4 protein-coding genes and 1 pseudogene are annotated in these 5559 nt (G+C 64.4%); 2 read left to right on the forward strand and 3 right to left on the reverse strand.

The features are described 5' to 3' along the window. Positions 1-953 (reverse strand): ABC transporter permease (locus Q1V87_RS15335; RefSeq protein WP_300594816.1); only part of this gene is annotated, 953 nt, incomplete at its 3' end. A gap of 155 nt (positions 954-1108) precedes the next feature. Then, positions 1109-2941, reverse strand: coding sequence for an ABC transporter family substrate-binding protein (locus Q1V87_RS15340; protein ID WP_300594818.1), 1833 nt, complete (start codon positions 2939-2941; stop codon positions 1109-1111). 181 nt (positions 2942-3122) lie between these two features. On the opposite strand from Q1V87_RS15340, the gene Q1V87_RS15345 reads away from it, so the two are divergent. Together Q1V87_RS15345 and Q1V87_RS15350 are read left to right on the forward strand one after the other, a co-directional pair. Next, positions 3123-3917, forward strand: coding sequence for a CPBP family intramembrane glutamic endopeptidase (locus Q1V87_RS15345; RefSeq protein WP_300594821.1), 795 nt, complete (start codon positions 3123-3125; stop codon positions 3915-3917). A gap of 191 nt (positions 3918-4108) precedes the next feature. Further along, on the forward strand, positions 4109-5065 hold the full coding sequence (locus Q1V87_RS15350; protein ID WP_300594824.1) for a hypothetical protein: 957 nt from the start codon (positions 4109-4111) through the stop codon (positions 5063-5065). 67 nt (positions 5066-5132) lie between these two features. On the opposite strand, the pseudogene Q1V87_RS15355 reads toward Q1V87_RS15350, so the two are convergent. Further along, a pseudogene (locus Q1V87_RS15355) lies at positions 5133-5559 on the reverse strand (glycine dehydrogenase (aminomethyl-transferring)); the annotation flags it as partial.

The raw sequence follows: 5559 nt of genomic DNA on the forward strand, positions 1-5559 counted from the left end.
ACGCCGACGATGATGGCGGTGCGGATGACAGGACCGCGATCGTTGCCTCCGAAGAGCCATCCGATCGCGCCACTAACGACGATGGTGAGGGCAGCGAGTCCTAGGAACAGCGGAAGTGTCATCCCGCTCAGTAGGTAGTACATCATCGGGAAGTAGAGCGCGATGGCAATGACGACGACGACAAGCGAGGCGTAGAGCGCGCGGCGGTTTCGCAAACCGGTTGAGATCGCCGTCACCGCTACCGCAATGCCGACGCTAAGAATCACGAAGACGACGATCCCGATGCTCGGGTCGGCGAACCACCTCGTAGCCGAGAGGTAAACGAGCACTCCAGCAGTGGCAACAGTCCCGATCGCGAAGACGAGAAGGCGCTTACGTAGCGAACCACCCAGCAGCGACATCCAGACGACCCCGGAGAGGAGTGCGCCGATGACGATGACGGGTGCGGCTATGGCGGGGTCCGCGAGCCAGTTGTTCATCTGGATAGCGCCGTATTGCTTCAGCAGTACCGCGACCCAGAAGATCGGGAGCGAAAAGAAAAGGAACGCGACGAGAGTGACGCCGTAGTCGAATCCGCTGTACTGACGCAGTGCAGAGACGATACCCACCGCGAGTCCAAGAATGATCGCCACGACGGTCGCGGTCGTCACGAGCGTGATGGTCGAGGTGAGCGCGTTGGCCAACAGTGCGTTGACCGACTGGTTCTGGATGCTGATGCCGAAGTCGCCACGCAGAACTGCCCCCAACCACAAGAAGTACCGCAGCGGCGCGGGGACGTCGAGGTTCAGCAGCTTGATGCGTGCATCGATCAGCTCCTGCTTGTTCGGCGCGTTCGACGTCCGCAGCTCGTCGAGCGGATCTCCCGCGAGCGAAACGAGCATGTACATCAAGAACGTCGCCGCGAGGAGGACGAACACCGACGCGATAAGGCGTCGAACGATGAATGAAGCCATGAAGAGGGCGGCCTACCTATCCGAGGGTCGGCGAGTTGCGGGATCTTCCGTCTCGCCCGGCGCGATTGCGCAGAAGTCTAACGTGCGAGGGTGCAGGTCCCGGTAGGACCTGCACCCTCTGTGGGAGGCGCCGCTGTCCGGCGCCTCCCTGGCGGTCAACCCTCGGTCGACTCGCCGCTTGTCACTGTCCAGTCCCAGGCGTTCCAGAAGATCGTCGGGGCAAGAATGGACGGATCGACTCCCTGGACGCGGTCGCTGTATGCGGTCACGCTCGGGAACTGGAAGATGGTGACGCCGTAGAAGTCCTCCCACAGCAGCTTGTCCATCTCCTGGAGCATCGTGATCTGCTCGGCCTTATCGAACGTGACGTTCAGCTGTGCGACCAGATCATCAACCTGAGCGTTCGAGTAGAAGTTCAGGTTGTTGATTCCGCCAGTCTGGAACGTCGGCAGCGAGTTGGTAACGCCGAGGCTCGTCGACTGCCACCCGAACAGGGATGCGTCGTAGGCACCCGGGGTACCGAGCAGGCCGCCCCACTCAGTCGAACCGCAGTCCGTGACGTTGAAGCCAGCCTGGTTTGCCGACTGCTGGATGAGCGCGAACTCGTTGACACGACGCGGGTTGTTCGCTGCGTACAGGATGCAGACGTCCGTGTTGGTCACACCCGACTCAGCGAGGAGAGCCTTTGCGCCTTCGATGTCAACCTGCTCGTAGTCCAGCGAGGTGTTGTTGGCCACCGACTCGTCGTAGCCCTCAGCACCGGGAACGAACAGCTGCGAGTTACGCAGAATCGCGTCATCACCGATGATCGGCTTGATCAGCGTGTCCACGATCTCCTGGCGGGGGATCGTCTTCATGAACGCCTCGCGGGCGAGGGGGTTAGAGAAGATGTTCTCGGGGTTGCGGCCGTTCTCGAACTGAAGGTCGACGTGCTCGTAGGTGCCCTCGAGACCGGTGAGGACAGTGACTCCGTCGAGACCGTCGAGAGCCGTCTTGATGTCAGCTGTCGCCTGGGGCGAGATAATGTCGACTTCACCGTTCTGCAGGGCTTGAACAGCAGCCAGCGGGTCGGGGATGAAGCGGATCGTGATCTCTTCAATGGTCGGCTTGTTCTCGCCCGTGTACTCGGGGTTCGCCTTCAGAGTGATGTACTGATCGGCAACGAAGTCCGTGATCATGTACGGACCGCTCGCGGTGACGAGCTCTGTGTCCGAGGGCATCGACGTGAAGTTGAAGCCGGAGTTCCAGAAGGACGAGATCGGCGCGAGGGCAGCCGCGTCATCGTTCTGGATCGCGTCGAGCACTGCCTGCTTGGCCTCGGCGTTGTCGGTGATGCCCAGCGCGTTCTTGGCGACCACGTGCGCGGGCAGCGGGGACGAGAACGACAGCTCCCAGTCGACGAACGGAGCGTCGTAGACCATCGTGATGGAGCGGCCGTCTTCGCTGACCTCGGGGGTCTGGCTGACCAGGCCGAGACCGGCATCCGGAGTCGCACCCGAGTCGAAGTAGACGACGTCCGTCGGAAACGCGTCGGTGAACTCACCCGTCTCGGGGTCGGTGAAGTCAGCCGGGTCGAAGTCCGGCGTGTCGAGCGCGCGCGAGAGCGCGGCCCAGTTGAGCATGAGGTCGGCGGCGTCGACGGGGGTGCCGTCGGACCACTTCACGCCCTCGTTGATCGTGTAGGTGACCGTCAGCGGGTCTTCGCTGACGAGCTCGTACGTTCCGAACGAGGTGTTCTTCACGAGGGCCGGGGTGTTGTCGTAGTAGTTGAAGCCGTCCAACACCATGTAGTTGATGTTGTTGTTCGCGGTGGCGTTGCCGTACGAGGTGAACCCGTTCATGGAATAGAACGCCTGGTTCCAGGCGACCGAGATCGCAGAACCCTCGATGAGCCCGGAATCGTCCTCGGAGCTCGGGGCGCAACCCGAGATCACCAAGGCGCCGACGCCGGCAATGGCTGCCGCCGTCATGAAGCGCGAGATCTTCACATTTCCTCCTGTGCAAGGGGTGGTGTGCCGGGGCACGATCGACCCCGGCACGGATGGAAAAACCCTAAGCGCGGGCTGTGAGTTGTTCAAAACCTGAGGCCGAAAAGTTACATACCCTTAACTCGGCGGGAGTTGCATGTGGCAATCTGACAAGGTGCACCCCCCGAAGCGGCCTCCCGTTGTGAGCGAAGTGCTGAACGTTTCGCGGGTTGAGGGGCAAACACGTACGCGGCTGACGTGGGAGCTGTGGATCGTCCTGGCGATCACCGTGGGTCAGTCGGCGCTGTACAGCATCCTGTCGTTCACGCGCTCGCTCATCCGTGCCGCTCAAGAAAACCAGACTCTCGCGCAGCAGCAGACCCAGCTGAATCCGAACCGGGACGCCGAGGCGCTGTGGAACGCGCTGTACCAGTTCCTCAGCATCTTCTTCGGGTTGGCGCTGGTGGCGTTGGTGATTTACCTGCTCTGGGAGCCGGGGTCCAACGCCCTGAGGCGGATCGGCCTGGACTTCTCGCGGTTCGGTGGCGATCTCGGGCGTGCGCTCCTGCTCGGCGCCGTGATCGGCATCCCGGGCCTTGCCCTCTACGTCGCAGGCCGTGCGCTCGGGATCACGCTTCAGGTGAGCGCCTCGCCGCTGGATGCCGCGTGGTGGACAGTTCCGCTGCTGATGCTGGCAGCGCTGCGCGCTGGGCTGACCGAGGAGGTCATCTTTCTCGGGTATCTGTTCGATCGCCTCCGCCGGTTCGGCTGGAACTGGTGGGCGATCATCCTGACCACGGCCGGTCTTCGCGCCGCGTACCACGCCTACCAGGGCTTCGGCGCGATCGTCGGCAACTTCGCGATGGGCGTCGTGTTCGGCTGGTGCTACCGGCGCTGGGGCCGGGTCATGCCACTCGTGATCGCCCACACCCTGATCGATATCGTCGCCTTCATCGGTTACCCCCTCGCGGTGACTCTCTTTCCCACCGTGTTCTAACGCCCCGGGTGCCCTGAGACACAGCCTGGCGCGACACACGGATGTCCGTCCCTCGCGCCACCGCACGTCTCACGGAGGAGGCGTATCGGCGAAGAGGGCGGCCGCGTCTCCACGAGGGCAAGAATTGCCGCGTTGTCCACCGCGGAAGTTTGGGGCGAGGGCTGATTTCGGGGCGTGTTCAAGCATGAAGGATGCCGCCAAAGACCGCAATCGCTCCGAGTCCCGTTATCTTCCACGTGGCATCGGATGCCGCGCCGACTGCTCGACCGCGTGATGACCGCACGCTCGTGCGCGTACGACACGGCGTTTGGGCGGATGCGGCCGCCTGGCGCACCCTCACCCCGTGGGATCGTTACCTGGCGCGCGTCCACGCCGTCGCGCTACTCCGGCCGGACGCAGTGTTCTGTCGCGAGTCCGCCGCCGCACTGTGGGGTCAACCAATAATCGGCGAACCTCGCGACATCCACCTCTTCGATGGCGAGGCGACGCGGTCGCACCGGGTAGGCGATGTCGTGCGGCACGCAAGCCTCACGACGCCCCGCGTCGTCGAGGCTGGGGGCTTCCTGCTGACCGCTTCGGCTGACACTGCCGTCTCCCTGGCCCGCACCCTTCCGCCCGCGTGGGGCGTGGCGGCCGTGGACGCGACGATCAGCAAGCGTCAACTCGGTCTGTGCACCATCGCGGAGATTCGTGACGCCTTTTCGCTGCAGGTGGATCGTCGTCATCGCCGTCGATGTGTATGGGCCATTGAACACGCCGACCCGCGCTCCGAGAGCGTTGGCGAATCGGTCAGCCGCGCGGTCATCGGCTGGTTGGGGTTTGAGGAACCCGAGCTCCAGCATCCGTTCCACTTCGAAGGGCATGACGACCGTTGCGACTTCTACTGGCCGCGCTCTGGAATCGCCGGAGAGTCCGATGGATACGGCAAGTACCGGAGCGCCGCCGACCTCATCGCCGAGAAGCGCCGCGAAGACCGCTTGCGTCGACACCTACGCGGCTTCGCGCGCTGGGACTGGAACGACGCCATGCGCGCCGAGCCCCTTCGACGTGCGCTCGCGTCGAGCGGCGTGCCCCGCATCCGCCCACCCGACCCCACCATGCTCGCCACCCTCGCCCCGAGCTCACACCGTCCGCACCGTGAGACGTAACCTGGCGCGTGGGGCGGGGCCACGTTTCGCGCGCCAGGTTCCGTCTCGCGGGGGCGGGGCGGGAGTGCTAGGCGAACGCGGCGGGGGGCGGGCAGGCGCAGACGAGGTTGCGGTCGCCGTAGGCCTGGTCGATGCGGCGCACCGGGGGCCAATACTTCGAGCGCACCAGGGAACGAACCGGATACACCGCCCGCTCGCGCGAATACGGATGCTGCCAGTCGCCGACCGCGATGGCCTCGGCTGTGTGCGGGGCATTCACCAGCGGGTTGTCGCCCGCGGGCCACTCCCCTGCGGCCACCGCGTCGGCTTCGGCCTTGATCGCGATCATCGCCTCGATGAACCGCTCGAGCTCACCGAGATCCTCGGATTCGGTCGGCTCGACCATGAGCGTCCCCGCAACGGGGAACGACATGGTCGGCGCGTGGAATCCGTAGTCGATGAGGCGCTTGGCCAGGTCATCGACCGTGATCCCGGTCGCCTCCCGCAGGGGGCGC

Origin of the sequence: Microbacterium sp., from assembly GCF_030149085.1 — a bacterium.
In the GTDB taxonomy this organism is placed as follows: Bacteria; Actinomycetota; Actinomycetes; order Actinomycetales; family Microbacteriaceae; genus Microbacterium.